22 protein-coding genes and 1 tRNA gene are annotated in these 25750 nt (G+C 30.1%); 4 read left to right on the forward strand and 19 right to left on the reverse strand.

Annotated elements, in window-relative coordinates; translation table 11 throughout:
• Positions 1 to 230: 230 nt before the first annotated feature.
• From BUB33_RS08290 to BUB33_RS08320, 6 genes are all read right to left on the reverse strand, one after another.
• On the reverse strand, positions 231 to 1349 hold the full coding sequence (locus tag BUB33_RS08290) for an alanine dehydrogenase (protein WP_072975378.1): 1119 nt from the start codon (positions 1347 to 1349) through the stop codon (positions 231 to 233).
• Positions 1350 to 1373: 24 nt separating this feature from the next.
• Positions 1374 to 2786 carry a Na+/H+ antiporter NhaC family protein gene (locus BUB33_RS08295; RefSeq protein ID WP_072975381.1) on the reverse strand — a complete coding sequence of 471 codons (1413 nt, stop codon included), beginning with the start codon at positions 2784 to 2786 and terminating at the stop codon, positions 1374 to 1376.
• 29 nt (positions 2787 to 2815) lie between these two features.
• Positions 2816 to 3895, reverse strand: coding sequence for an NAD/NADP-dependent octopine/nopaline dehydrogenase family protein (locus BUB33_RS08300; protein WP_072975384.1), 1080 nt, complete (start codon positions 3893 to 3895; stop codon positions 2816 to 2818).
• 13 nt (positions 3896 to 3908) lie between these two features.
• Entirely contained in the window at positions 3909 to 5180 is a 1272-nt protein-coding gene (locus BUB33_RS08310; protein ID WP_084725300.1) for a glycine/betaine/sarcosine/D-proline family reductase selenoprotein B, read from the reverse strand.
• A gap of 11 nt (positions 5181 to 5191) precedes the next feature.
• Entirely contained in the window at positions 5192 to 6472 is a 1281-nt protein-coding gene (locus BUB33_RS08315) for a glycine/sarcosine/betaine reductase component B subunit (RefSeq protein ID WP_072975389.1), read from the reverse strand.
• 163 nt (positions 6473 to 6635) lie between these two features.
• Complete coding sequence (locus BUB33_RS08320; RefSeq protein ID WP_072975391.1) at positions 6636 to 8039, reverse strand: sigma-54 interaction domain-containing protein; 1404 nt, start codon at positions 8037 to 8039, stop codon at positions 6636 to 6638.
• 172 nt (positions 8040 to 8211) lie between these two features.
• On the opposite strand from BUB33_RS08320, the gene BUB33_RS08325 reads away from it, so the two are divergent.
• Positions 8212 to 8715 carry a DUF2726 domain-containing protein gene (locus BUB33_RS08325; RefSeq protein ID WP_072975394.1) on the forward strand — a complete coding sequence of 168 codons (504 nt, stop codon included), beginning with the start codon at positions 8212 to 8214 and terminating at the stop codon, positions 8713 to 8715.
• 31 nt (positions 8716 to 8746) lie between these two features.
• On the opposite strand, the gene BUB33_RS08330 is transcribed toward BUB33_RS08325, so the two are convergent.
• A tRNA-Lys gene (locus BUB33_RS08330) sits at positions 8747 to 8822 on the reverse strand.
• A gap of 112 nt (positions 8823 to 8934) precedes the next feature.
• Positions 8935 to 9804 carry a DegV family protein gene (locus tag BUB33_RS08335; protein ID WP_072975396.1) on the reverse strand — a complete coding sequence of 290 codons (870 nt, stop codon included), beginning with the start codon at positions 9802 to 9804 and terminating at the stop codon, positions 8935 to 8937.
• A 288-nt stretch (positions 9805 to 10092) separates the two neighbouring features.
• Between BUB33_RS08335 and BUB33_RS08340 the strand changes: the two genes are divergently transcribed.
• Positions 10093 to 10869, forward strand: coding sequence for a ZIP family metal transporter (locus tag BUB33_RS08340; RefSeq protein WP_172463205.1), 777 nt, complete (start codon positions 10093 to 10095; stop codon positions 10867 to 10869).
• 13 nt (positions 10870 to 10882) lie between these two features.
• Here the strand turns inward: BUB33_RS08340 and BUB33_RS08345 are convergent, their stop codons facing one another.
• The gene (locus BUB33_RS08345; RefSeq protein ID WP_072975401.1) at positions 10883 to 11068 is read right to left on the reverse strand and encodes an aspartyl-phosphate phosphatase Spo0E family protein; all 186 of its coding nucleotides are present in this window, start codon (positions 11066 to 11068) and stop codon (positions 10883 to 10885) included.
• Positions 11069 to 11319: 251 nt separating this feature from the next.
• Between BUB33_RS08345 and pepT the strand changes: the two genes are divergently transcribed.
• The gene (gene pepT, locus BUB33_RS08350) at positions 11320 to 12543 is read left to right on the forward strand and encodes a peptidase T (RefSeq protein WP_072975404.1); all 1224 of its coding nucleotides are present in this window, start codon (positions 11320 to 11322) and stop codon (positions 12541 to 12543) included.
• A gap of 90 nt (positions 12544 to 12633) precedes the next feature.
• Here pepT and BUB33_RS08355 read toward each other — a convergent pair whose 3' ends face one another.
• The 6 genes from BUB33_RS08355 to BUB33_RS08380 form a co-directional block, all read right to left on the reverse strand.
• On the reverse strand, positions 12634 to 13476 hold the full coding sequence (locus BUB33_RS08355; protein ID WP_072975407.1) for an aminotransferase class IV: 843 nt from the start codon (positions 13474 to 13476) through the stop codon (positions 12634 to 12636).
• A 21-nt stretch (positions 13477 to 13497) separates the two neighbouring features.
• A complete protein-coding gene (locus BUB33_RS08360; RefSeq protein WP_072975409.1) occupies positions 13498 to 14415 on the reverse strand; it encodes a hypothetical protein in 918 nt (305 codons plus the stop codon).
• 43 nt (positions 14416 to 14458) lie between these two features.
• Complete coding sequence (gene cls, locus BUB33_RS08365) at positions 14459 to 15913, reverse strand: cardiolipin synthase (protein ID WP_072975412.1); 1455 nt, start codon at positions 15911 to 15913, stop codon at positions 14459 to 14461.
• A 17-nt stretch (positions 15914 to 15930) separates the two neighbouring features.
• Entirely contained in the window at positions 15931 to 17757 is a 1827-nt protein-coding gene (gene typA / locus BUB33_RS08370; RefSeq protein WP_072975414.1) for a translational GTPase TypA, read from the reverse strand.
• Positions 17758 to 17905: 148 nt separating this feature from the next.
• Positions 17906 to 20002: an S-layer homology domain-containing protein gene (locus BUB33_RS08375; RefSeq protein WP_072975416.1), complete on the reverse strand. Its 2097-nt coding sequence runs from the start codon at positions 20000 to 20002 to the stop codon at positions 17906 to 17908.
• A gap of 11 nt (positions 20003 to 20013) precedes the next feature.
• Complete coding sequence (locus BUB33_RS08380; RefSeq protein WP_072975418.1) at positions 20014 to 20418, reverse strand: ATP-binding protein; 405 nt, start codon at positions 20416 to 20418, stop codon at positions 20014 to 20016.
• Positions 20419 to 20585: 167 nt separating this feature from the next.
• Here BUB33_RS08380 and rd point away from each other — a divergent pair, with 167 nt between their 5' ends.
• Positions 20586 to 20744 carry a rubredoxin gene (gene rd / locus BUB33_RS08385; RefSeq protein ID WP_072975420.1) on the forward strand — a complete coding sequence of 53 codons (159 nt, stop codon included), beginning with the start codon at positions 20586 to 20588 and terminating at the stop codon, positions 20742 to 20744.
• A gap of 119 nt (positions 20745 to 20863) precedes the next feature.
• Here rd and yihA read toward each other — a convergent pair whose 3' ends face one another.
• From yihA to clpP, 4 genes are all read right to left on the reverse strand, one after another.
• Positions 20864 to 21448 carry a ribosome biogenesis GTP-binding protein YihA/YsxC gene (gene yihA / locus BUB33_RS08390; protein ID WP_072975614.1) on the reverse strand — a complete coding sequence of 195 codons (585 nt, stop codon included), beginning with the start codon at positions 21446 to 21448 and terminating at the stop codon, positions 20864 to 20866.
• Positions 21435 to 23789, reverse strand: a complete 2355-nt coding sequence (gene lon / locus BUB33_RS08395) for an endopeptidase La (protein WP_072975423.1) — start codon at positions 23787 to 23789, stop codon at positions 21435 to 21437. Before lon ends, yihA begins: the two co-directional genes overlap by 14 nt.
• 71 nt (positions 23790 to 23860) lie before the next feature.
• Positions 23861 to 25141, reverse strand: a complete 1281-nt coding sequence (clpX, locus tag BUB33_RS08400) for an ATP-dependent Clp protease ATP-binding subunit ClpX (protein ID WP_072975425.1) — start codon at positions 25139 to 25141, stop codon at positions 23861 to 23863.
• Positions 25142 to 25159: 18 nt separating this feature from the next.
• Positions 25160 to 25741, reverse strand: coding sequence for an ATP-dependent Clp endopeptidase proteolytic subunit ClpP (gene clpP, locus BUB33_RS08405; protein WP_072975427.1), 582 nt, complete (start codon positions 25739 to 25741; stop codon positions 25160 to 25162).
• Positions 25742 to 25750: the final 9 nt, after the last annotated feature.

Raw genomic sequence — 25750 nt, forward strand, 5'->3', positions numbered from 1 at the left:
TATATTTTTTACTAAATAGTCAATATTTTCTTAAAAACTTGAATATTAAAATCTTATTTTAATTAAATAAAATCCCTACTATTTCTGACAATAAACAAATATATTTTAATTTTTACGTCATTTTTAAGTATATATTGCAAACAAAATATCCTATAGAATTTACAATATTGTAAACTCTATAGGATATTTTAGCAGCTTAAAATACTTATGAATTTTTTAATTTCCTTTACTTATATTCCTAAAGCTTCTTCAGGTGTTATATATGGTCTTTCTTGTTTCCTTCCAGTTTCTTCTAGAGTTAATTTTCCATAATAGAAAGATAAACCCCTTCTAAGATATTTATCATCTTTTAATGCTTGTTCTACTCCCTTATTGGCTATTTTTAATACATATGGTAAAGTTGAATTACATAATGATTTAGTTGCTGTCTGTGAAAAAGCTGATGGTATATTATCTACACAATAATGTGTTATTCCGTCTATTTTGTAAGTAGGATCATCGTGAGATGTTGATTTGCAAGTTTCTATAGCTCCACCTTCATCGCAGGAGACATCTACTATTAAAGAGCTTTTCTTCATCATACTTAGCATACTCCTCTCTACTAAATGATCTTTTCTCCATTTTGGCCATAGAATACAGTTCATTAATATATCCGTCCTTCTTAAACACATTTCTAAATTATTTCTATTAGAATATAACAGTTCAACATTAGGTGGCAATATCTTTCTTGCTTCTTCAAGTTTCTTTATATCTATATCTAGTATAGTTACTTTGTTTCCAAAAGCTGATGCTAACTCTGCAGCTGCTACACCTGAATTACCTGCTCCTATAATAGTTATTTCAGGTGTTCTTATGCCATCTATTCTTGATAATAATATTCCATTACCACCATGTATTTTTTGCATAAAGTTTAATGCTGCTAAGAAACCTCCCTTCCCTGCTATTATACTCATTGGTCTTAATAATGGAAATTCACCCTCTTTGTCCTTTACATCTTCATATGCTATTCCTATGATTTTCTTTTTAATCATAGCATCTGTTTGCTCTCTATAGGCATTGGAATGAATATAAGTAAATATTATTTGTCCTTCTCTCATATATTCAAATTCCTCCGGGAATATTTCCTTGACCTTGTATATTAAATCAGCCTTTTCAAATACTTCTTTGGCAGAGCCAATTATTGATGCTCCTTGTTCCCTATATTCATCATCAGTAAATCCACTTCCTAAACCTGCATTTTTTTCAATCAATACTTCATGTCCTCTGCTTACAATTTCTTTTACTCCATTAGGATCACAAGCTACTCTATATTCGTTTGGTTTTATTTCTTTTGGTATTCCTATTATCATATTTATTCCCCCAAGGTTTACATTCTATAACATTATTCCTATTACTAAATACAATACGGCAGATACTCCTGCCACTGAAAGAGCATAAGGTATTTGAGTTTTTACGTGATCAATATGATCAGCCCCTGCTGCCAGTGATGATAATATTGTTGTGTCCGATAATGGTGAACAGTGGTCTCCAAAACATCCGCCTCCCATTACTGCTGCTAAAGTTGCATATACTAAAGTAGTTATTTCTCCTCCTGTTAAATTGAATGCTAATGGAACAACCATTGGTGTTATAATTGCATATGTTCCCCAACTTGTTCCTGTGAAAAAGGCTATAAATGCAGAAATAATAAAAGTAAATACTAATAATAGTGCTGGAGTCATCCATGAACTAGCTATAGATATAACATAATTAGCTGTTCCCAATTCCTTACTTATAGAATTAAGTGAGTAAGCTAATGCTAATATTATAACTGCTGAAACAATACCTTTTATTCCTTCAACTGCTGTTTCTATTAATTCCGATATAGTTCCCATTTTCTGAATTAGCATAGTTATAAATTGAAATGATACTGCTGCAACGAAACCTTCTAATGTTTTTGCACTGCCAGTAAATATATATGTTCCTAATGTAATTGAAATAATAATTAAAGCTGGTGCAAAGAAGTTTATAAAAATATTTGGCTTGATACCCTCTTTTGGTCTTATTTCTGAAAGTTCCTTGCCTAACAAAGGTCTTGCTTCATCTCCTACTACTTTACCTGTTTCCCTAGCTCTCTTTTCCGCCTTTTTCATTGGCCCATAGTCTGGAAATATTCCAAAAGCTATTGCCCCTACCATTATTACTGATAATATACCATAAAAGTTAAATGGAACCATTCTAACTATTGCATTCATAGCTATATTATTATCTGTAAATCCTCCAATTCCAACTACTAACCCAGCCATATATACTCCCCAAGATGAAAATGGGATTATTGTACAAACTGGTGCAGATGTAGAGTCACATATATAGGCTAGCTTTTCCCTTGAAACTTTTGCTTTATCTGTTATATTCCTCATAACTGTACCTACATATAGTGGACTAAAATAATCACTAAAGAATATAAATATTCCTAATAACCAAGCTAATACTTGAGCTCCCCTTGCTTTTACATTGAATTTCTCAATGGTTTTTGAGAACACATCAATTGCCCCTGATTTTTGAAAGTAGGCAATCATTATTCCTACGAAAACTTCTATACTTAGAACCCAAATAAAATCTGCATTTCCTAAAGCTGACTGAGCCAATCCTGTAAATCCAAATAAGATATTTTGTCCTGTAACAATAATCCCAACTAAAATTCCTATTAATAGTGAAAAAACTGCTTCTCTGGTGATAAATGCAAGGATTAATGCTGTAAATGCTGGCAATAATGATAAAACTCCATAACTTGTAACCGGATCCATTATATTACCTCCCAAGTTTTTATAATATTTTATAAAATTTCAAGTAAATTTGCTATTTGGTATTTGTCTAACCCTAATGTTTCCATGGTTCTTCTCTTTTCTCTTCCATAGTCCTTTTCCATAATAACCGATGCAATCTTTATTACTGCATCAATGGTTGGTGTTGGAACTCCAATTTGCTTTCCTAAATCTGACAAAAATATTAGACCGTATCCTACATCCTCGTTTAAATACCTGTGTTCTAGATTTGCTTGTGCTCCTATTCCCTTAAATCCTATAGCTTCTGAATATCCTTTGTCATAAGTAGCTTCTTGCATATATCCTTGCTTCATACCTAATATAGGATCTTCTATGATTTTAAACCCTAGTTTCTCACCTATAGCTATTCTCTCATTATCTACCTCCTTCATTAATCTTCCTACTGCCTTAGTAACTCCTTCTTCATAGAAATAAAAATCACCCTTAGTCCTTTCTATCAATGCTGCATTTAGTAATGTTACAGATGGATGGATTACTGGATTAGCATTTTGTAATGTTGTTTGAAATACATTCTTTGCTGGTATTAAAGCTGGATAAACTTCTTTAACTAATTCATAAACTCTAGACGTATTTTTAGCAGGCAAAGCTGCTATAAATACTCCATCTTTTAATTTTAAAAACACATTTATACTAGCTGGCTCGCTAATTCTTACTGCATAGGGTAAAGTACTTGTTTCTGCAATAAAGTAATCTTCATTTTCTAAGCTTAATCCCAATGCGTTTTTAAATACAATACTACCACCACATGAACTTGGACATATGATAAAAGTTTGGTTCTTTTCCAAATAAGGTTTTGCAGCTCTTCCAAAAGGTTCTGTACTATAAGCTGGTCCTACTACAAATATTAATTCTGCACCTTTCAAGGTTTTTTCCAAATCATGACCTGCATATGCTAATTTTTGAAACCCTTCTAACATACCTGAACTTGTAATTCCACCTTTTTCATTAATAGCATCAATATTAGATGAAAATTGTTCAAAATCATATAGATATACTTCATGCCCTGCTTTTGCCCAATCAAATGCTACAGCAGATCCACCATTACCAGAACCTAATACTGCAACTTTCATTTCATTCTCCCCCTTAAAATTTTTCTTGTAATAAATCCATAGCATTTTTTACTACTTTTAACCTTATTTCTCTTTCCTTTTCTTTTGTTTCATTAGGATCTCCCACAGGATATGGTATAGCAATTGCTGGCACTATCCTTATTGCTCCAACTGTTTTAGATATAGGTGTTACTGTACATATATGTGCTGCTGGAATCCCTACATTCTCTACTTCTTTTACTATTGTTGCACCGCAACGTGTACATGTACCTCATGTGGAAGTCATAATTGCTCCATCTATTCCTGCATCTAATAATTCCTGTGCTATCTCCTTCCCCATTCTTGTTGCATCTGCTACTGATGTTGAATTACCTGTTGTTACAAAATAATACTCATATAAACTATCTATCCCTCCTTCCCTTTCTAATTCTTTTAGTAAATCTAAGGGTAATAATCTATTTGGATTATGATTTGCATACACTGGATCAAATCCTGCGTGAACTGATTCAAATTCTCCTTCTTTAAACTCTTCTATTCCACCTATTGGATACTTTTTGTAAAACTTTGCAGTAGCAGCTGGTAAATGATCTGGATTATTCAAGGGTACTAATGCACTAGTAGTTAGTAAAGCAATTTTTGCCTTTTTTATATCAGCTACTGGTTCGGCTGGAATAATAGTGTTGTAAGTGGGTATAGGAATTTCAGTCCTAAACTTTTCTCCCTTTAACTTTTTAACTAGCATATCTAATGCTCTTTCCGCACCATTTTTTTCATAAAATACATTTATTCTTACTCCCTTAGGCATATATCCTTCATCTTCTGGTAAACCAATAGGTTCTTTATTTAGTATTTTATTGGCTAACTCTACTATTTTAGGTACTGCTTTTCTAATTCCAGCTGCCGAATTACTGGTTTCTACTATATAAGTATTGCTTTTATATATTTCAACTGCTGGATTTTCAATATACATTCCAGTTATGGTATCTATGCCGTATTTTTCCTTAACAAAATTACATATATCGCCACAAGCTATACCAAACCTTCCTGCATTAAATGCTGGTCCTGCAATTACCATATCTGGCTCTAATTTATCTATTTGTTCCGATATAAATTTTCTTGCTTCTTCTATATTTTCAGCATAGTAGTTATCTCCACAAATTATAGTTGCTACTATTTCTCCATTTAAAGCCTTAAATAAATTTGCTGAACCAACTGCACCTTCTTTTATTTGTGGTGGAATATTTGCTTTATCTTCTCCTCCAATTTGTCCAAAAAATTGATTAGTATAAAATAATATTTTCTTCATTATTTCACCCCCTAAATTGTTACTGCTGATAAATTACTAAATCCCTGTAAATTGTGACTGCCCATTATACCATGGACTTCTATAATTAAAGACCCATCTTCTTGTCTAGAGCCTTTAAAACCTCCTGTAACATGCTCTAGAGCATCTAAATCTCCCAGTATAATATCCAGCTTTGGTATCCTTATTGTTGCATTGCTATTTCCTGTAGACACCATGGCATTAGCTTCAACAGTTCCATCTGGTAAGGATTCAGATTTACCGTCTACCCCTGCATCTTCATTACTTATAAGGACTGTTTTGATTCCTTTATTTTCAAGTCTTTTACATATCATCATTAAATCAGTTGTTGGATTCCCAAATCCTTCTTGAGATTGAATCACTCCCTCTGCTCCAATCATTTCTATGGTTCTAGCTGTAATTATTGCATTTCTATATTTATCTGCTAAAAATGTGGTCATAGGACTTAAAACTACTCCTATAAAATTGATTTCTTTTCCATGCCTTTTAAAGCATTCATTAATTATGGCATTATTTTGGTGATGATATGTTGTAGTTTTAGAACCTGCTGATACACAGTTACCGCTTACTAATGCCCCATCAAATATTTCTAAAGGATTAACCATTGTTGATACCATGGTCTTAGTGTCTTTTCCATAAAAATATGTATCATGTAATAGCCCTTGACCTACACATTGATAAACATATGCTACCTTTGGTAAATGAGGGTATTCTTGTGATTTTACTCCTATATTATCCCAAGTATAAATATCTTCCTCATCATAGTCAGATTCCAAAGCTTTCTTTCCAATATAATGGGCAACCCTTATCCCCCCAACTCTTACTGCTTCTTCGTGCTCATGAGGACTTACTTCAGGTTTCTTCTTTATATTAAGGACAAGGTTGTTTAATTTTGAAAATGGAGTATACTGAGTCAAAGGACCTTTCATATCAATTATCCCCTCTTGAAATCCTACTATGGGTCCTGTAGTAATTACTGCACAATTTTTTAGTGCATAAGTGACCCCTCTCCCAACATCTTCAATTTCACCATCTATCCCTGGGAAAGCATCTCCATTTAATTTAGCTCTAGGTTCTATAACATCTTTAACAGGTATAATCCTTATGGATTCTCCTGGTCTGGCTATATCTATCTTTACTTCTGATATTCTTTCATCTTCCAATATCAAGTTTTTTATCTCGTTTTTAGATATTGTTAAAATTCCATTATTTATTTTTGTAGTTGAACCAAAAGCAATTTCTCTTACATTAATTTTTCTTAAAGTTAATTCCATATTTTTACCTCCATTCTTTTACTTGATTATCTACTATCTTAAATATTTGCAAAATTCATGCCAGTAGTTTTTAGAACTATTTTATCATTTCAACATAAAAAAACTTTCACAAGATGACAGAAATCTGTCATCTTGTGAAAGTTTTTTTGCTATTTATTTAACATTATATTAATTCTATTCTATATTTATCTAATTTATAATGTAATCTTTGTCTAGTTATTTTGAGTAATGATGCTGCTTGAGTTATATTTCCATTAGTTTCTTCTAATGCTTTAAATATCATTTGTTTCTCTATTCCCTCTAGAACTTCATCTAAGGATTTAGAACAACCAATATTGTAACTATATTCATTTTCTTTTATATTATCTCCATTTATCTTGTCGTTCAAATACACTGGTAAATGAATTAGCTTTATATCTCCTTCTTTAACAAAATTAATGGAGGATTCTATTATATGTTGCAATTCCCTTACATTACCAGGCCAGCTATAATTAAAAAATAACCTTTTTACTTCATCAGATACTCCTGTTATTTCCTTATTATATTTTTTATTATAAATATTGATGAAATAGTCTACATATAACATTATATCTTCTCTTCTATTTCTCAAAGGTAATAACTTTATATTTACTACGGATAATCTATAGAATAAATCCTCCCGAATTTGACCTAATTCCATAGCTTTAATTGGCTCTATATTCATTGCTGAAATTATTCGTACATCTACTTCCTTTTCCTTATTTCCTCCTACTCTACGAACTCTACCATCTTGTAATACTCTTAGGAGTTTAGCTTGAAGGTTTAATGGCATAGAATTTATCTCATCTAAGAATAGTGTTCCTCCATGTGCTTCCTCAAATAATCCTGGTTTATCTACTGCTCCAGTAAAGGCTCCCTTAACTGAACCAAATAATATGGATTCAAATAGATTTTCCGGCAAAGCAGCACAGTTTTGTACTATAAAAGGTTTATTTCTTCTATTACTATAATTATGTATGGCTTGAACATATAACTCTTTACCTGTTCCAGTTTCTCCATAGACTATAACTGATGATTGATTATTTGATATAATCTTTGCCCTTTCTATATTATGTAGCATTTCTTTATTGGATGTTATTATATCTTCAAAAGTATATATTGCATCTTTTTGAACCTTTTCTTTTTTAAAAAGATTTTTTGAAAAATTTGTTTTATTTTTAATTTGTTCTTCAATTTTAGTTATATCCTTAGATAATTCTATTGCTCCAAGAATTTTGCCACTTTTTATTATTGGTATTGTAAGGTTTTGAGTATTTATTATTCTTCCCTTATAATCACTAAATACCTGTTGAGGTAAATAAAAAGCTCTCCCTTCATTTATACATTTAATCATGGTACTATCTTTAGGATTAATATCTGGATACACTTCCAAAAAGTTTCTATTTATAATATTTTCAAAATCATCTTCACAAACATTGCTATCAAATCTCGGATTATATCTTACAGAATATACTATTCTTCCATGCCTATCAACTATCATTATGGCATCTACATATTCCATCTCGGTTAGATAACTATTGTTTTCCATTATATTCCCTCCAGGTAATCTATACTTGTATTATACAATATAGATAAAGTTTATGGCAAATATAAGTCTAAGGCTAATTTGAAAATATAAAGCTATGAATTTATATTTTTATGGCTATATTTAACTAATTTCCTATGTTATAATAATTTTAAAAAATACAGGGGGGATTTTTATGTTTAAAACTTTATTTCCTATAGTTGGAATTGTTATTATAATATCATTTCTTACTACTATTTTAAAGAATAAAAATACTAAGTCAGATATTTTTGACGATATTTATCCTTATGAAAAGAAAAAATACTTATTATCAGTGGCTGAAAAGAATTTCTATGATATTCTAACCTTGGCAATTAAAGACACTGCTTATTATATATGTCCAAAAGTTAGATTAGCCGATATTATTGTAGTGGGAAAAACTGATAAAAGGCAATCTTATTTTAATAAAATTCAATCTAAACATATAGATTTTTTATTATGTGATAAAAACTCTTTAGTTCCACTATTAGCAATAGAACTTGATGACAGTAGCCATCTTAAAGATGATAGAATCTCTAGAGATGATTTTGTTAATAAAGCTTTAGAATCTGCTAAATTGGATCTTATTAGATTTAAAGTTCAACAAGCTTATACTGTTACAGAAATTAAAGACAAATTAAATACTCTAAAAACAAAGTAAGAACCTTATATTTTATAAGGTTCTTACTCTTTGGTGCACCTTCAGGGACTCGAACCCTGGACCCACTGATTAAGAGTCAGTTGCTCTACCATCTGAGCTAAAGGTGCATATGCTTTTTTCAACATCTTTTATTATACTACCTTAATTTATATTTGTCTATAGTTTTATTAAAAAAAGCTAAATAAAAGAATTTTTTTCTATTATTTAGCTCTTATTTATTTATTCTATATAATTTTCTCTTAAAAAGAACAATGCTATTGTACCAGGCCCAGAATGAGCACCTATTGATGCACCTATCATATTTATGATAAAAGTCTTAGCTCCAAATCTTTCTATGATTAACTCTTTAAGTTTCAATGCTCCTTTCAAATCATCACCATGAGTTATACAAATTATTTGCTCCTTTAAATTAGCCTTTTTTGTTCTTTCCTCCATTATATCCAACATACATTTAAATACTTTATGTCTTCCTCTTACTTTTTCTAATGGAATTAATTTACCATCTTCCACATGAAGTACAGGTTTAATATTTAGTAAACCACCTACAAATGCCTGCATTCTTGATACCCTTCCACCTCTAAATAAATATTCTATATCATCAACCGTAAATATATGCTCTATATTTTCTTTATAGAATTCAACTGCTTTTAATATCTCTTCTTTTGTTTTCCCTTTCTTCGCTAATTTTGCAGCTTCCAACACTATAAGACCAAAACCACCTGACGCTGCCTTTGTATCCACTATATCTAAATCAAAATTAGGATATTCTTCAATTATTGATTCCTTTATAATCAATGAAGTTTGATACGTTCCTGATAAGCCTGATGAAAACCCTATATAGATTACACTATCTCCATTCTTTGCATATTCTGTAAATTTGTCTTTAAATACATTCGGTGGTATTTGTGCTGTTTTATACACTTGACCATTTCTCATATCTTCATATACCTTTTTTGGAGTTATAGTAATATTATCTAAGTATTCCTTATTATCATTTATTACAATAATAGGTAAGATTTCTATATTATATTCTTCTATTATTTCTTTTGACAGATCACAGGCACTATCACTTAATATTTTTACAGTCATTTTTATTCCCTCCCTTTCCCAACTAATATTATACAACATTATATCAATAGAATTAACAGTAAAATAAAAATAATGGTATATATTTTTTATTTTTTAAATAGATTATAATACTATTATTTTAAGGAGTTGAGCTTTATGAAATTATTCTTTATCAAGAAAAAGACTTTATTCTGGATAATTGCAATATTGATTTTAATTATTGTTTTATTTGTAGGCATCCCTTTTTTAGTTTAGACCTTGACTTAAGAAATATACATTCTTATACTTAATATAAAAGGAGGTCTGATAATGAATATATTAGAAAATACTTTTATATTAGGTATACTTGCTAGTACAGTAGCTGGTCTAATGACAGGTATAGGTGCAATACCTATATTTTTTACTAGAAATATTTCAGAGAAAATGTTAGATAGCTTACTTGGATTTGCTGCTGGTGTAATGCTAGCTGCTACCTCTTTTTCTCTTATAATACCTAGTTTAGAAGCTTCAGGTGGTGGAGTAAAAGGTGCAATGATAACTGGGTTAGGTATCTTAGCAGGTTCCATTTTCCTAGACTTAACAGATAAATACTCTCCTCACGTTCATCTGTTAGATAAAAGAAAAGAAGGTAATTCTAGTACATCTTTAAAGAAAATTTGGCTGTTTATCATTGCAATAACTCTACATAACTTTCCTGAAGGTTTAGCTGTAGGTGTTGGATTTGGTGATGATAATATAAAAAATGGTTTATCCATTGCTATTGGTATAGGTCTACAGAATATGCCTGAAGGTTTAGCTGTAGCTTTAGCTTTAGTGAGAGAGAAATATAATGTTAAAAAAGCTTTTTTAATTGCATTATTAACAGGCTTAGTAGAGCCCATAGGAGGCTTATTGGGAATCGGTCTTGTATCTATATTTAAACCCATACTTCCTTTTATATTAGCATTTGCAGCTGGTGCAATGTTATTTGTTATATCTGATGAAATAATACCTGAGACCCACAATAATGGATATGAAAGAGAAGCCACTTATGGAGTAATTATTGGATTTATTGTGATGATGATATTAGATGTCACTTTAGGATAAAAAAGCAGCAGATTTATACAATCTGCTGCTTTTTATCTTGTATATACAATGAATAATATTTATTTATTAGCAAATCCAATTCTTGACTAAATCTTAAAATTTTGTCCTTATCTAGTCCTTCTAAGAGTATCTTATTAAGTTCTTCTCGCTTAATTTGAATTTCTCTTCTTATATTTTTCTCACACCATTTTTCACTCATATCTCTCCCTTTACCTTTCTTTTGTTTTACACAAGACTAGTTAAAATACATATCCGATTTATCATTTTATTGTAATATACCCCGTAGCTTCATTTATAAACTCAATATATATTTTGCCCAACAAATATTATAGCACTTAACCATATGAAGTAAAGTTAAATTTTTTTTACTTTTTCTACAAAATTCCCCAATATATTATTTTTTATGTTGTATAATATAGCTAATGCACAATAAATATAGGAGGTAATATAATGAATAAACTAATTAATAGGTTTCTACAATATGTTAAATATGAAACCACTTCAGACGAAAGTTCTACTTCTATACCTAGTACCTTAAATCAGCTTGAGTTTGCAAAAATATTAGGTAAAGAATTAGAGAACCTTGGACTAACTGATGTATCTGTAGATGAAAATGGGTATGTGATGGCTACCTTATCCTCAAATATCAATAAAAATGTTCCAACTATAGGTTTTATAGCTCATATGGATACTAGTCCAGATATGTCAGGAAAAAATGTAAATCCTAAAATTATATCTAATTATGATGGAAATGACATAGTATTAAATGACGAAAAAAATATTATTATGTCAGTAAAAGATTTTCCAGATTTAAAAAATTACGTGGGAAAAGATTTAATCACTACAGATGGAACTACTTTATTAGGAGCAGATGATAAAGCAGGAATAGCTGAAATAATAACAGCAGTAGAATATCTAATTGAACATCCTAATATTCCCCATGGTACTATAAAAGTTGGATTTACTCCAGATGAAGAAATTGGTCGTGGAGCAGATTGTTTTGATGTAGAGAAGTTTGGTGCAGATTTTGCGTATACTGTAGATGGAGGACCAGTAGGTGAATTAGAATATGAAAATTTTAATGCAGCAACTGCAAGAATTTATATTCAAGGTAGAAATGTTCATCCAGGTACAGCGAAAAATAAGATGTTAAACTCTATTTTAATAGCAAGTGAACTTAATTCTATGCTTCCTATAAATGAAAGGCCTGAATATACTGAAGGTTACGAAGGCTTTTATCACCTAATGGATTTCAAAGGTTCTGTTGAAAAAACAGAAATTGCATATATTATAAGAGACCATTCTATGGAAAAATTCCAAGCCAAAAAAGAAACTTTGGCTAAAATAGTAGAGTTCTTAAACTATAAGTATGGAGAGATTATTACATTAAAAATAACAGATTCATATTATAATATGAAAGAAAAAATTGAACCAGTTATGCATATAGTAGATATTGCTAAGAGAGCCATGGAGGACTTAAATATTGAACCTCTAATCAAACCTATTAGAGGCGGTACTGATGGTTCTAGGCTTTCTTATATGGGATTGCCTTGTCCAAATCTTTTTACTGGCGGGCATAATTTTCATGGTAAATTTGAATATATACCAATATTCGCCATGGAAAAATCAGTAGAAACTATTTTAAAAATAGTGGAATTAGTTCAAGACATGTAAATTAAAATCCTTCGTTATACTAAAACTAATAAAAAATAATTATAGTTATAACGGAGGATTTTAATTGTTAACTGTTATTTATCAATTAAACTATATCCATTCATTTTTATTTTTTAAAATGTAATTCTCCATCTCTCTTACATAAGCCTTATTTATTTCTTTTATTATTTCATTGTTTATAGAATTTAATTCTATATTATCAATTGTTGAAATAGGCAATACGTTTACAGATGTTCCAGACATAAATCCTCCATCTAACTTATTTAAATCATCTATATGAATACTTTCTTCTATTATACTGATATTTAGCTTATTACATACTTCAAAAATATGCTTTCTTGTAATGCCTATTAATACATCAGATGCTTTAGCTGTGTACACTTTATCTTCTTTTATAAAAAACATATTTGAACGACTTCCTTCAGGTATATAGCCTGATTTATTTACAAGTAATGCTTCAAATGCATTATTTTCTTTTAATGATTTTGCTACATTTTCCTTAAATGAAGTAAATAGCACCTTTGCATTAGGATTATTTCTTTCATAATGAAATAGTATGGTATGTATACCTTTTTTATAAAATTCCTCAGGTGGATAAAAACTTTCAACATTATATACTAAAAACACCTTACCTATTTCTTCAATTTCAGTAGATAAAAGTTTTACATTTAATCTATCTATATTGTTTTTTAAGATAAGAGTTTTTATATCATTTCTTATGTCTTTTTCATCTTTATCTATGTCATATCCTATTATTTTTGCCGAATCTGTCATTCTTTGCAAATGGTCTTCCAGGAAAAGAGGAACTCCTTCTATTGTTCTAATTACCTCATAAACAGGTGGTTTTTCTATTTTATCAAAAATTTTTAAATCTCTTGTAGTTTCCAACTGTCCATTTACAATATAATAATCTTTAATTGCTTCTGGTTTCATACTTTCTCCCCCTTATTATTGTTATTTACCCAATTCTTCAAGATTTTTTATTATTATATCCCTTTTAATTCTAACTAATTTTATACTATTTTCCTTCAATGATTTATTCATATCTTCTATAGATAGATTAACTTTATCTAATATCTTTATTTTGCTATCATTTTTTTCAAGCTTTAATCTAATTTTACTTATATCCTCTTCAGAACTTTTCAATAGTTCAATAGTTTTTAAATCATCTCCTTTTAAGCTGTTTAAATAAGATTGATAAGTAAGATATTTTAATCTATTTATTTCCCCCCATATTTCATCTTTATATAATCCAAATATAGGACTAAGATTTAACATAGTTTGACTACTATAATCATAAATTCCTATTATGTTCTTACCCTCAATTGAACTTGTTAAAGCATTTAAACTGTCCTTAAACCTATTACTTATCTCAGAAGTTACGCCTTTTTTCATTCCTTCCGTTTCATAGGAGTTCCATTTATTGTGAATATCTTCTAGTTTCTTATTTATTTCTTCCCATTTATCTAATAATTTTTCATCTTTATTCTTATATTTTTTTTGCTGGCTATCCCTACTATCTTCTGTTTTTTCATCATTTTCCTTTCCTACTTTTTTTCCCATAGTTTCTCGATTATTATCTGCCCCCTTATTATCATCTTTTATTTCAATGATATTCTCTAATTGAGCTTTTTCTTTCTCTTCTGCCTTTTTCAATTCAAGCTTTTTTATTTCAAAATCAGTTCCATCTAATATATTTTCAATTTCTTCAACTTCTCTTAATATATCTTGTATTCCACTACTAATGTCCCCTAACACTCTAGGTGCTTTATCCTTTTTCTCGAATTTAACTCCCTGATTTTTGTATGATTTACATCCACTTAATACAAATATAATTATTATAATCAATATATACCATCTAATATTTTTCAAAATAATCACCTCTGGATTATTATCTCCAGAGGTGATTATTTTATTAAAGAATAGGAGATAACAGTCTAGAAAAAGACTCTTTTATCTTTACTATATTACTTCTGTTATTATATTCTTCTATAGTTATTTCCTTGCAATATTGCAAATCATCTAAAAATCTATCTGTTAGTTTTAAATTTATAGACTCATCATATAAAAATGCATTCACTTCAAAATTTAATTTAAAGCTTCTAATGTCTAAATTTGCAGTACCAACAGAAGAAACAAAATCATCCATCAATACTACTTTTGAATGGAGAAAACCATTTTCGTAGGTATAAAATTTTACCCCTGCTTGTAAAAGTTCACCAATATAACTCATACTAGCCCAGTAAACAAATGGATGATCTGGTTTACATGGTATCATGACTCTAACGTCTAATCCAGATAATCCAGCAAGTTTTAATGCTTCAAAAATACTATCATCAGGTATAAAGTATGGTGTTTCTATATAGACCTTTTCTTTCGCATTAGTAATCATCTTTAAGTATCCATCTTTTATACTAGGCCATTTTGAATCTGGTCCTGAAGATACTATTTGTATTCCCGTATTGCCTAGTGCCTCTTCTCCAATATAAGTTTGGCATCTAGTTATTTCTTTACCTGTAGCAAATCTCCAATCTAAAAAAAACCTCCATTGAAGGGAGCTAATGGCGGAACCTTTTATACTAATATGTGTATCCCGCCAATATCCAAATTTCTTTGACAATCCAATATATTCATCTCCAATGTTAAATCCTCCTATGAAAGCTTCTTCCCCATCTATTATACATATCTTCCTATGATTTCTATAGTTAATCCTTAAACTTATAAATGGGACAAATGGTGGAAAAAATATTCCAATTTCTGCACCTGATGCTTTAAGTTTTCTAATATATTTTTTTGAAAACTTTCTTCCTCCCATACCATCAACTAAAAGTTTTACTTCAACACCTTCTTGAGCTTTCCTACATAATGCATCTATTATTTTTTTCCCAAGTCCATCAGATTTAAAAATATAATATTGAAGATGAATATAGTGTTCTGCATTATTTATACTTTCTAATAATGCTCTAAACTTATCTTCTCCGTCAAAAAATATTTCAACATTATTATCTTGAGTAAAAAATGATTCTGAACTAATTAAATGCATCTTTATTAAATCCTCATACTTAATATAATTAGGATCCTTATATCTATATTCATCTTTATCTATTTGTTTTTCTTGAACTGTTACTAAATCTCGAAAACAATAGTCCTCCTGTTCTTTCGTTTTAAACAGCTTTTTCTTGCTTAAATCTTGACCAATAAATAAATAAAGAATAAAACCTATACCAGGTAAAAAAGTCAAAACCATAAGCCATAACCATGTAGACGTAGGATTTCTTCTTTCAAAAAATACAAGTAATATAGCAAATAAAATATTCAACCATAATATATTTCTAAATATCCATATATAGGATGTCAATAGGAGCTCCATAATTTCCCCCTAAATTCTTAATTATTTTTCTTTGCCTTATACCTCTTAGTTCCATCTAATATTTTCTTTCTTATTCTAAAACTAAGTGGTGTTACCTCTATTAACTCATCGTCTTCAATAAACTCTAAAGCTTCCTCTAATGACATATTCTTAGGTGGAGAAAGTCTTAAGGCTTCATCAGATCCTGAAGCTCTAACATTAGATTGCTGCTTCTTTCTACATACATTTACATCTATATCTAATCCCTTTGGATTAGAACCTACTATCATACCTGTATATACAGGTATTCCAGGTCCAATGAATAATATACCTCTTTCTTGAGCAGAATGGAGTCCATAGGCAGTAGATTCTCCTGTTTCAAAAGAAATTAGAGAACCTAGTTTTCTCTTAGGAATTTCACCTTTATATATGGCATAACTATCAAATATAGAGTTGAGTATTCCATTACCTTTAGTATCTGTCATAAACTCTTGTCTATATCCTATAAGTCCCCTAGCTGGTATAAGAAACTCTAATCTTGCATATCCTCCATTGGATTCAGTCATACTAACCAGTTCTCCTTTTCTTTGACCTAGTTTTTCTATAACTGCTCCAACAAATTCATTAGACACATCTATAGTAACTCTTTCCATTGGCTCCATTTTTTTACCATTCTCTTCTTTAAATAGAACTTCTGGCTTAGATACTTGAAATTCATATCCTTCTCTTCTCATATTTTCAATTAAAACCGATAGATGCAATTCTCCCCTACCTGATACTTTAAATGCATCTGTTGATTCTGTTTCTTCCACCCTAAGACTTACATCTGTCTGTAATTCCTTAAATAATCGGTTTCTTATTTGTCTTGAAGTTACAAATTTTCCTTCTCTTCCTGCAAAAGGACTATTGTTTACAGAAAATGTCATGGCAATAGTTGGCTCAGAAATCTTTACAAATGGTAGTGGTTCAATATGATTAATATCACATATGGTATCACCTATATGAATATCTTCTATGCCTGTTACTGCAATAATACTACCTACTGTAGCCATTTCTACTTCTGTTCTATTTAATCCCTCAAATTCATAAACTTTAGCAATTTTAACTTTGTTCTGCTTTTCAGGTTCTTCCTTATTTACTATAATTACCTCCTGATTAGCAGATATCTTTCCCCTTTCTATCTTACCAATACCTATTCTACCAACATATTCGTTATAATCTATAGTAGATATAAGCATTTGAAGAGGTGCTTCCATATCTCCCTCTGGAGCTGGTATATTATCTATTATAGTTTTAAATAATATATCCATACCCTCTACTTCATCATTAAAGTCTAAAGCAGCTGTTCCTTTCTTTGCAGAAGCAAAAACAAAAGGACAATCTAAGTTCTTTTCATTAGCTCCTAATTCAATAAATAAATCTAATACTTCATCAATTACTTCATTTGGTCTTGCTTCTGGCCTATCAATTTTATTGATACAGACTATAACTGGTAAATCTAATTCAAATGCCTTTTTTAGAACAAATTTAGTCTGTGGCATTGGCCCCTCAAAAGCATCTACTACTAATATTACACCATTTACCATTTTAAGCACACGCTCTACCTCTCCACCAAAGTCTGCATGGCCTGGGGTATCTATAATATTGATTTTAAAATCTTTATAATATATAGCTGTATTCTTAGCTAATATGGTTATACCCCTTTCTTTCTCTATATCATTGGAGTCCATTACTCTATCTTCAACTACTTGATTAGCTCTAAAAACTCCTGATTGCTTTAATAGACTATCAACTAATGTTGTTTTTCCATGGTCTACATGGGCTATTATTGCAATATTTCTTATATCATTTCTTGTACTATTCATAAAACATATCCTTTCATATTTAAAATCATTATATATCTTTAACAAAATTCATTTTACCATACTTTAATCATAAATCAAAATATAATATTAAGCTTTATATAAAAAATCAGGTCTATTCCTTTAAGACCTGATTTTTGTTGCTTATTTGTTACTGATTAAAAATATACTTATAAATCATATTAGCTGCATCTTCCCTATTTAACTCATATCTTGGTTTTATATTTCCCTTTCCATCTCCTGTAATTATCTTTAGTCCATAGGCAATATTTATATATCCTTTTAAGTCTTTTGATACATCTCTGTCATCTTTAAACATCTCTTTGTATATTCCCTCTATTTCAGCTACTTTATCCATATTCATTACCCTAAGAATATATTTAACAGCCTCTTCCTTCGTAACAATTTTATTCGGATTTTTTTCTTCTTCTTTCATATAACCAGATGATATGAACTCTTTATATATATCTTCTTCTGTTGGGTCATCTTTTACATACTGGTTCATTGATTTCCAAAGTAAATATACAAAATCTTTTTGTTTTATTTTATCCTTAGGTTTAAATTCTTCTCCTTTGAAACCAATTCCATATTCAGCTAGGGTTATTATTTTATCTTTAGCATATGAGTTATTTATGTCTTTGTAGGATATTGGCTTTATATCTTTATATGCTTTCCCTGAATAATCTAATATCTCTCCTGTTATACCAGAAATTATAACAGGTTTATCTTTCTTTAATGTATATGCTAATTTTATTTCAGAATTTTTATTTTCTGATTTAGTATAATCATAAGTCTTAACATAAATTAATTCTAATCCAATTTCATTCCACAATATATCATAAGCCTTGTCTGTTGAAATAAGATTATCCTTTGAAGGAAGCTTACCTCTAAACCAATCTAAATTATAAGAAATTACCTTTCCAGTAACTCCATCTACGCCTACACGAATACTATCATTTTCAACATATATCTCTCCATCTTTCCTAATAAATTGAAAATTATAACTTAGTTGATTATCTTCTATATACTGTTCTTCTATTAACTCTATTTCATTAAATTTAGAAGGCTCCATTTTTTTAATATATTCTTTTGCTATATTCAAAGCTTTGTCCTTAGATATTTGTGACTTAGCATTTGCTTCATGATATACAGTAGTATTAAAATTCAATATTTCTCCCGTTTTAGCATCTAATCCTATTTGTATATACAAAGGTTGCTCCTTAGATATTTCTTTATAAAAATACATACTCCATATATATTCTTCTGGATTTTTAAAATCACCATAAAGATTCTTATTCTCTAATTTATAATCAATATCTATATTTAGTAACTCTCTTGCCTTTTTTTCTGCTGATTTCTCGTCTAATAATCCTGATAATTTGTCAATAGCCTCTTGCTCTACGGGGGTAATGCCCATTTCCACTGAACTATTCTCTTTTAATTCTTCACGCATTCCATAATATGGACCATAATGATTTAGATCTATCTTTTTACCTGTATAAGCATCTATCCCTTTATTTTGTTCTAATATGGAATAAGCCAAATAATAATTATTCTTTTCTTCAGCTCTAATACCATAACGAACCCTCGTCTTATACATTGGTTTAATTCCAATTTCTTTCCTATATGCTTCTTTTCCTTTGTCTAAACTTACTACGTTTTTTGGTGAAGGAAAAACTAATTTTCTATCCCACTCAACATAATAACTCTCAATATCTCCAGAATATTTATTTACAGTTATACTCACTGAATTTTGAGGAAATTGTATATCATTTACATAACGACTGAAATTAAAACGGTATTCTGTATCCATAGTATTTTCTGGATATTTTTCTGGAAGCAATTTAATTGAATTTAAAATATTTGAATCTATTTTATTTATAAATTCCATAGCAAATTTTTGTGCTTCTTCTTTCGTATAATTAGGTAATTTTGATTTAGGTTCTTTATATATTGGTGAATAGCTATTATAAGAAATAATATTTCCCTCTATATCAGCATTGACATCAATATTATTTAACTTTCCAGTAGAATCTGTCCAGTTTAAATAAAAATTGGTATTTCCTTCATATGAACTTACATTGGATGTAAATGTATCATATTTATCAGATATATTGAGGAGCTTTTTTACTTTAATTATTGCCTCTTGTAATTTTTTATCATAGTCATTTTTTGCATATGATGTACTAGGTAATAATCCACCAATTAATACTACAGCAGCTAGTAGCATTATGGATATTTTTTTCATAACTCCACCTCCTAATTTATATGTTTTATTGCAGTAACTTTGTTTTTCTGGATATAGAATTCATCAGAAAGACCATTGACAATAACTAACCCCCTGCCACAGCATTTTAAATCGCTAGGATCATAGGATTCTAAATTATAATCTATACCAGTTCCCTCATCTTCTACCTGAATCGTTAAAGTATTTTCCTTTACTTCTAATGATAGTTTAACACATTTAGATGTAATACAATCATTACCATGTAAAACACCATTGATAACTAATTCATTGAGTATTAATCTTATATCAAACATTATATCATTGTTCTCTATTATATTATTCAGTTTTTTTAAAACATCCTCAACAAAATTTTTTATCATATCCAAATCAGAACATACTATTCCGCTGTATTTAAAATCCAATGTCATCACTTCCATCTAATTATATTATTATATCTCTTAGTTTTTATTTTACCCATTTTTTTCCCAATATAACCTATTTGTATCATAAGTAAAAATAAAATTTTAATCAAAACTTTTTTATGGTTTATTATATGTTTTTTTGGGTATTATCTATATGATTACAAAATGAAAGGAGAATGTAAATGGATAGATATGTATGCGATCCATGTGGTTATGTATATGATCCAGCTGAAGGAGATCCAGATAATGGAGTAGCTCCAGGAACAGCTTGGGAAGATGTTCCTGCTGATTGGGTTTGTCCTGTTTGTGGTGCTGACAAGGATCAATTTTCAAAAGAATAATTGGAACGATAAATCAATTGTTCTCTACATAAAAACCAGTAGCATAATGCCACTGGTTTTTATTTTATATATAAACACACAATGGATGAATTTTTTATGGAAACAATATAAATTCTTATCTACATTAAAATCTCTTCAAATTTTTGCCAAACCTTATCCTTATTTATCTTTTTTTCTGATGAATAAGGTATAATAAGATTTGTATCTTTTATTTCCAGTTTATCCTTTATTACCTTTATGTGTTTCTGCCAATTTCCCTTTGATATCTTGTCTGCCTTAGTAGCTATAACTATACCAGTATATCCAAAGGATTTAATCCACTGATACATCATTAAATCCTGTTCTGTAGGCTCATGTCTTATATCTACTATTAATATGACTTCTTTTAAGTTTTTTCTATCAGTAAGATATTTTTCAATTATCTTTCCCCATTTTTCCTTCTCTGATTTAGAAGCTATAGCATATCCATAGCCTGGAAGGTCTACAAACCTAAAGCTATCATTTATAATATAAAAATTGATTGTTCTTGTCTTCCCAGGTTTTCCTGAAGTTCTAGCCAAGTTTGCTCTATTAATCATAGAGTTTATAAAAGATGATTTTCCAACATTAGATCTCCCAGCAAAGGCTATTTCTGAAAGTTCATCTTGTGGATATTGTTTTGGTCCTACTGCAATTGCATGTAAATCAGATTTAATTATCTTCATCATTATCATTCCTCTTTAACAATGCATGTTCCAATACTTCTTTCATAGATTTTACTAGAACAAAAGTCATCTTCTTTCTTATCTTATCTGGAATTTCTTCTAAATCCTTTTCATTCTCAATAGGTAATAATACTTTCTTAATTCCCATCCTATTTGCTGCTAATACTTTTTCTTTAATTCCCCCTACTGGTAAAACTCTTCCTCTCAATGTTATCTCTCCTGTCATAGCCACTTCTCTACTAATTGGAGTATTTGAAAGTGCAGAAATAACAGCTGTAGCCATGGTAATACCTGCCGATGGTCCGTCCTTTGGTATAGCTCCTTCTGGTACATGAATATGAATATCCATTTCTTTATAAAAATCTGATTCTATACCTAATATATTAGAATTAGCTCTAATATAGCTGATACCTGCCATAGCAGATTCCTTCATGACTTCTCCTAACTTTCCAGTTAATTGAATTTTGCCAGTTCCTTTCATTGTATTAACTTCTACTGAAAGGGTTTCTCCTCCAACAGATGTCCAAGCCAATCCATTAGCTACACCAATTTGATTTTCTTCACCTAATGTATCAAACCTATACTTTTCAATTCCTAAATAATTTGATAAATTACCACTATTTATTCTTACTGATTTCAAACTCTTTTCTACTATCTTCTTAGCTGATTTTCTACAAACATTAGCTATATTTCTTTCTAGATTTCTTACTCCTGCCTCCCTAGTATAATTATTGATTATACCTCTTATGGCTGCTTGGGATATAATTAGATTATCACTACTTAATCCATGTTCTTTTAATTGCTTTGGCAATAAATGGTTTATAGCTATTTCTAGCTTTTCTTCCTCTGTATAACCAGATATTCTAATGACTTCCATCCTATCTAAAAGCGGTGCTGGTATTGTAGCAGTGGTATTTGCCGTAGTTATAAATAGCACCTTAGATAAATCAAAGGGTACATCTAAATAATGATCAGTAAATGTAGTATTTTGTTCTGGATCTAATACTTCTAACAATGCACTAGAAGGATCCCCCCTATAATCACTACTTAGTTTATCAACTTCATCAAATAGAAACACTGGATTTTTAGTCCCAGCTTTCTTCATAGAATTAATTATGCCTCCTGGCATAGAACCAATATAAGTTCTCCTATGACCTCTTATCTCAGCTTCATCTCTTACTCCACCTAAAGACATTCTAACAAATTTTCTATTGAGAGATTTAGCTATTGATTTAGCAATTGATGTCTTACCAACTCCAGGAGGTCCCACTAAACAAATTATAGGTCCTTTCATACTATTAGTTAGTTTTCTTATGGCTATAAACTCTAATATCCTTTCCTTTACATCTGTAAGTCCATAATGGTCTTGATTTAATATATCTCTTGATTTTTTAATATCTATCTTATCTTTTGTCTCTTTATCCCAAGGTAAATCTATAAGCCAGTCTAAATAAGTTCTAACAACTCCAGTTTCAGGTGAATGAGGTGATAACTTTAGAAGTCTTTCAACCTCCTTCAGTGCCTTTTCTTTTACTTCCTTAGGCATCTTTATTTTTTCTATCTTTTCCTCATACTCTTCTGCTTCTGCCATAATATCATCATCTTGCCCTAATTCCTTTTGTATAGCCTTTATTTGTTCCTTGAGATAATATTCTTTTTGAACCTTATTTATTTGTTTCTTTACTCTTTGGTTTATTTTATCCTCAATTTTCAGTACTTCTATTTCTTCTTGTAATATTATGTGAAGCAATTCTAATCTTTCATAGAAATCAATTGTTTCTAATATCTTTTGATTATCTTCTATCTTTAAATATATATATGATGCTATAACATCTGCCAATCTTCCTGGATCATCAATATCCATTATAGTAATTAAAATATCAGAAGAAATTCTATCATTAAAAGAAAGATATTCTTCAAAATCATTTATTACAAGTCTCATAGCTGCTTCTAAATCTATATCCTTTTCTATATCTTCCTCATCATATGATAATTCTTCAACTTCTGCTATGAAAAATGGCTCTTCTTGAACCACATTAATTACTCTACCCCTATTTATACCTTCAACTAAAACTCTAATACTTCCACCTGGTAATTTTAACATTTGTTTAACCTTTACAACTGTTCCTACATGGTAAAAATCATCTACAGCTGGTTCATTCATTTTCGTATCCTTTTGAGTACATAAAAAGATAGACGAATCATCTAACATAGCATTTTCTAAAGCATTTATAGATTTTTCCCTCCCAACATCAAAATGAACAACCATGTGAGGAAATATTGATATTCCTCTTAAAGGTATGAGTGGTAGGGTTTTATTTTGTATTTTATACTGGTTCATTCTTTTTTATCCTCCCGATATATGCACAATTTTATCCCTAAATACAAATAAAAGCTCACAAATGTGAGCCTTTAAGATGCAGATTCGTTGTTGCTTGTTTTCTTAGACCTACTTTTCTTTTTTCTATCTGATAGTACCAAAGTAGGCTCTACCTTGTTTTCTATTGTTTCCTTAGTTATAACACATTTCTCTATATCATCCCTTGAAGGTATCTCATACATAATATCTAACATATTTTCTTCTATTATGCTTCTAAGCCCTCTTGCTCCAGTCTTTCTTTCAATTGCTTTCTTAGCTATAGCAATGAGTGCTTCTTCTTCAAATTCAAGTTCTACTCCATCTATTGCAAACAACTCTTTATATTGTTTTACAAGAGCATTTTTGGGTTCTGTAAGAATTTTAACCAATGTTTCTTCATCTAATTCTTCTAAGGTTACTATAACTGGCAATCTTCCAACAAATTCTGGAATTAGTCCAAACTTAAGAAGATCCTCCGGTTGTAAATGTTTTAAAAGCTCACCTATTTTAGCATCCTTCCGAGATGATACCTCTGCTCCAAATCCCATAGCTTTTTTGCCTACACGATTTTGAATTATTTTATCTAATCCATCAAAGGCACCACCAACTATAAACAATATATTAGTTGTATCCACTTGGATAAACTCTTGATGTGGATGTTTTCTTCCTCCTTGAGGTGGAACATTGGCAACAGTTCCTTCTAAAATCTTAAGTAATGCCTGTTGTACCCCTTCACCACTAACATCTCTTGTAATAGATGGATTTTCAGTTTTTCTAGCTACTTTATCTATTTCATCTATATATATTATCCCTTTTTCAGCTCTCTCAATATCGTAATCCGCTGCTTGAATAAGCTTTAATATTATGTTTTCAACATCTTCACCAACATATCCAGCTTCTGTCAAAGAAGTGGCATCTGCTATAGCAAAAGGTACATTCAGTATCTTCGCTAAGGTTTGAGCAAGCAAAGTTTTACCAGAACCTGTAGGTCCTAGCATAATAATATTACTCTTTTGAAGCTCTACATCATTATGTTTTGTTGGTTTTTTATTTATTCTTTTGTAATGATTATAAACTGCTACAGCTAAAGCCCTTTTAGCCCTCTCTTGTTTTATAACGTAATCATCTAGAGTTTCCTTTATAATAGCAGGCTTTGGTAACTCTTGCATATCATAATCAAAATTATCAACAAATTCTTCTTCAACAATTTCCTGACATAACTCTATACATTCATTACATATATAAACATTTGGCCCTGCAATAAGCCTCCTAACCTGTTCCTGTGGCTTTCCACAGAAAGAGCAACGGAGCTGTCTTTCATCATATTTAGCCACGATGACACCTCACTTAATTTATTTTCTTAATATTACTTCATCTATTATACCATATTCCTTAGCTTCTTCAGCTGTCATATAATAATCTCTATCTGTATCCTTAGACACCTTTTCTAATGGTTGACCAGTTCTATCGGCTAGTATCTTATTTATTCTTTCCCTTATTTCAATTATTTTTTCAGCTTGAATTCTAATATCTTCTGCCTGACCTTTAGCACCACCTAAAGGTTGATGTATCATAATATCAGCATTAGGTAATGCAAATCTCTTACCTTTTGCACCTGCTGCTAATAAAAATGCACCCATACTAGCAGCCATACCCATACATATAGTTGAAACATCTGGTTTAATATATTGCATAGTATCAAATATAGCAAATCCTGCACTTACTGAACCACCAGGGCTATTTATATAAAGTTGAATATCTTTGTCTGGATCTTCTGCTTCAAGAAATAATAACTGAGCCACTATTAAATTCGCAGTCATATCATTAACTTCACTGCCTAAAAATATTATTCTTTCTTTTAATAATCTAGAGTAAATATCATAGGACCTTTCTCCCCTGTTGGTTTGCTCTATAACCATAGGAACTAAAGTCATTTTACATCC

This window comes from Tissierella praeacuta DSM 18095, assembly GCF_900128955.1.
In the GTDB taxonomy this organism is placed as follows: domain Bacteria; phylum Bacillota; class Clostridia; order Tissierellales; family Tissierellaceae; genus Tissierella; species Tissierella praeacuta.

Coding starts and splice junctions, on each gene's coding strand:
- BUB33_RS08290 (WP_072975378.1), bottom strand. CDS start 1,349: ATGATAATAGGAATACCAAAAGAAATAAAACCAAACGAATATAGAGTA.
- BUB33_RS08295 (WP_072975381.1), bottom strand. CDS start 2,786: ATGGATCCGGTTACAAGTTATGGAGTTTTATCATTATTGCCAGCATTT.
- BUB33_RS08300 (WP_072975384.1), bottom strand. CDS start 3,895: ATGAAAGTTGCAGTATTAGGTTCTGGTAATGGTGGATCTGCTGTAGCA.
- BUB33_RS08315 (WP_072975389.1), bottom strand. CDS start 6,472: ATGGAATTAACTTTAAGAAAAATTAATGTAAGAGAAATTGCTTTTGGT.
- BUB33_RS08320 (WP_072975391.1), bottom strand. CDS start 8,039: ATGGAAAACAATAGTTATCTAACCGAGATGGAATATGTAGATGCCATA.
- BUB33_RS08325 (WP_072975394.1), top strand. CDS start 8,212: ATGTTTAAAACTTTATTTCCTATAGTTGGAATTGTTATTATAATATCA.
- BUB33_RS08335 (WP_072975396.1), bottom strand. CDS start 9,804: ATGACTGTAAAAATATTAAGTGATAGTGCCTGTGATCTGTCAAAAGAA.
- BUB33_RS08340 (WP_172463205.1), top strand. CDS start 10,093: ATGAATATATTAGAAAATACTTTTATATTAGGTATACTTGCTAGTACA.
- BUB33_RS08345 (WP_072975401.1), bottom strand. CDS start 11,068: ATGAGTGAAAAATGGTGTGAGAAAAATATAAGAAGAGAAATTCAAATT.
- pepT (WP_072975404.1), top strand. CDS start 11,320: ATGAATAAACTAATTAATAGGTTTCTACAATATGTTAAATATGAAACC.
- BUB33_RS08355 (WP_072975407.1), bottom strand. CDS start 13,476: ATGAAACCAGAAGCAATTAAAGATTATTATATTGTAAATGGACAGTTG.
- cls (WP_072975412.1), bottom strand. CDS start 15,913: ATGGAGCTCCTATTGACATCCTATATATGGATATTTAGAAATATATTA.
- typA (WP_072975414.1), bottom strand. CDS start 17,757: ATGAATAGTACAAGAAATGATATAAGAAATATTGCAATAATAGCCCAT.
- BUB33_RS08375 (WP_072975416.1), bottom strand. CDS start 20,002: ATGAAAAAAATATCCATAATGCTACTAGCTGCTGTAGTATTAATTGGT.
- BUB33_RS08380 (WP_072975418.1), bottom strand. CDS start 20,418: ATGGAAGTGATGACATTGGATTTTAAATACAGCGGAATAGTATGTTCT.
- rd (WP_072975420.1), top strand. CDS start 20,586: ATGGATAGATATGTATGCGATCCATGTGGTTATGTATATGATCCAGCT.
- yihA (WP_072975614.1), bottom strand. CDS start 21,448: ATGAAGATAATTAAATCTGATTTACATGCAATTGCAGTAGGACCAAAA.
- lon (WP_072975423.1), bottom strand. CDS start 23,789: ATGAACCAGTATAAAATACAAAATAAAACCCTACCACTCATACCTTTA.
- clpP (WP_072975427.1), bottom strand. CDS start 25,741: ATGACTTTAGTTCCTATGGTTATAGAGCAAACCAACAGGGGAGAAAGG.